The following is a 1633-nucleotide window of genomic DNA, read 5'->3' on the forward strand; positions in this document are numbered from 1 at the left end:
AGAATCGTGTGCGGCAGTGATCATCTCCGGATCGGTACCCGCCGATACGATTCCCGAACAGAAAAAAACCAGGCGTTTCCTCCACGGGCTTGCCGGGCGGGCCGGGGGCACCATGACGTACGCGGAGGACTGCGGGATGCACCGGTACCTGATCCGCCTCGATCTGGTTGCGGGCGGGGCCTGATATGAAAATGTCATCATCACTGGCACGGGAGAGAAAGCCGTACCTCCTCGAGTTTCAGAACGTCACCGTGTATCATGGCGATATAAAAATCCTCGACTCCCTGTCGATCAGGATCCGCGAGGGAGAGAACATCGCAATCCTCGGCCCCAATGGCGCCGGCAAGTCTTCGTTCATTAAAACAATTGTCCGGGAACTGTATCCCGCGAGCGGTGACAACAGCGTTGTGTTCAGGATGCATGGCAGGGATGTGTGGGACGTGTTCGAGCTCCGATCGACAATCGGTATCGTCTCAAACGATCTCCAGTTCACGTTTGCCCGCCCTCTCACCGGTCAAGAAGTCATTCTCTCCGGTTTCTTCTCAAGTATAGGGCTCTTTAACCGCACAGTTACTCCGGCGATGGAGCGGAAAGCCGATGAGATTTTCGAATTCCTTGAGATCGAACACCTCAAAGACCGCCCGATGACTGCCATGTCCACGGGGGAGTCGCGGCGGCTCCTGATCGGCAGGGCTCTTGTCCACGAACCGAAGACCCTGATCCTTGACGAACCAACCAACAGTCTGGATCTCCATGCCCTCCATACGTTCCGCCAGACCCTTCGCAAGGTCGCCCGGTCAGGTACCGGCATCATCCTCGTGACCCATAACCTGCACGATATCATCCCGGAGATATCCCGTGTCGTGCTGATGAAGGACGGCAGGTTCTGCGGAGACGGAAAAAAGGCGGAGATGCTGACCGATGAGAAGATCGGGGACCTGTTCCATGTCCCGCTCCATGTCCGGGAAGAGGGAGGGTATTATTACGCAACAGGATATTGAAGGCTGGTATTGTCAGGGCTCACCCGAACGGCGACCAGGTGCGACAACTCCGGCTCCTGGGGTTCTCCCGTGCCGGTAAACCCCGGCCTTTGAAGAATTATCCGCCGGGCAGCACACCCGCCCTGCCACAATTTTGAAATAGCTGCTCCCCCTTTAATGACTTTGACGGAACCGTTTCCGGAGGTGGATATACAATGGACAAGTCGCGGTTCGAACTTCGCAAGTTCGTTGCGCCGGAATTCGTTGTCGGGGAAAAAGCACGACTGCTCGCCGGCCGGTATGCAAAAAATCTCGGCGCCCGCCATGTTCTCGTCGTGTCAGGCCCCGAAGTGAACAAGGCCGGCTGGGTCAAGGACGTGACCGGCAGCCTTGAGGAGGAAGGGATCCGGTACACAACATTTTTCGGTGTGTCCCCCAATCCGCGCAATAACGAGGTGATGAACGGTGCCCGGCTCTTCTCCGAGTCCGGGTGCGACAGCATCGTGGTCGTTGGCGGCGGAAGCCCGATCGATTGCGCAAAGGGTATCGGGGTTGTCTTCTCCAACCGGAAGGATATCCTTGAATTCGAAGGCGTCGACAACGTCGTGATCCCGCCGCCCCCCCTCATCTGCATCCCCACGACCGCCGGCACC

At 57.7% G+C, this 1633-nt stretch carries 3 protein-coding genes; all 3 read left to right on the top strand.

Translation table 11 applies throughout. From position 1 onward, the window contains the following. A partial coding sequence (locus A4E33_RS00005; RefSeq protein WP_292345233.1) for a hypothetical protein occupies positions 1-184 on the top strand: 184 nt, incomplete at its 5' end. 1 nt (position 185) lies between these two features. Continuing rightward, positions 186-1001 carry an ABC transporter ATP-binding protein gene (locus A4E33_RS00010; RefSeq protein ID WP_292345236.1) on the top strand — a complete coding sequence of 272 codons (816 nt, stop codon included), beginning with the start codon at positions 186-188 and terminating at the stop codon, positions 999-1001. A 194-nt stretch (positions 1002-1195) separates the two neighbouring features. Beyond that, a partial coding sequence (locus A4E33_RS00015) for an iron-containing alcohol dehydrogenase (RefSeq protein WP_292345239.1) occupies positions 1196-1633 on the top strand: 438 nt, incomplete at its 3' end.

It is taken from the genome of Methanoregula sp. PtaB.Bin085 (assembly GCF_002067035.1).
Classification (GTDB): domain Archaea; phylum Halobacteriota; class Methanomicrobia; order Methanomicrobiales; family Methanospirillaceae; genus Methanoregula.

Coding starts and splice junctions, on each gene's coding strand:
- A4E33_RS00010 (WP_292345236.1), top strand. CDS start 186: ATGAAAATGTCATCATCACTGGCACGGGAGAGAAAGCCGTACCTCCTC.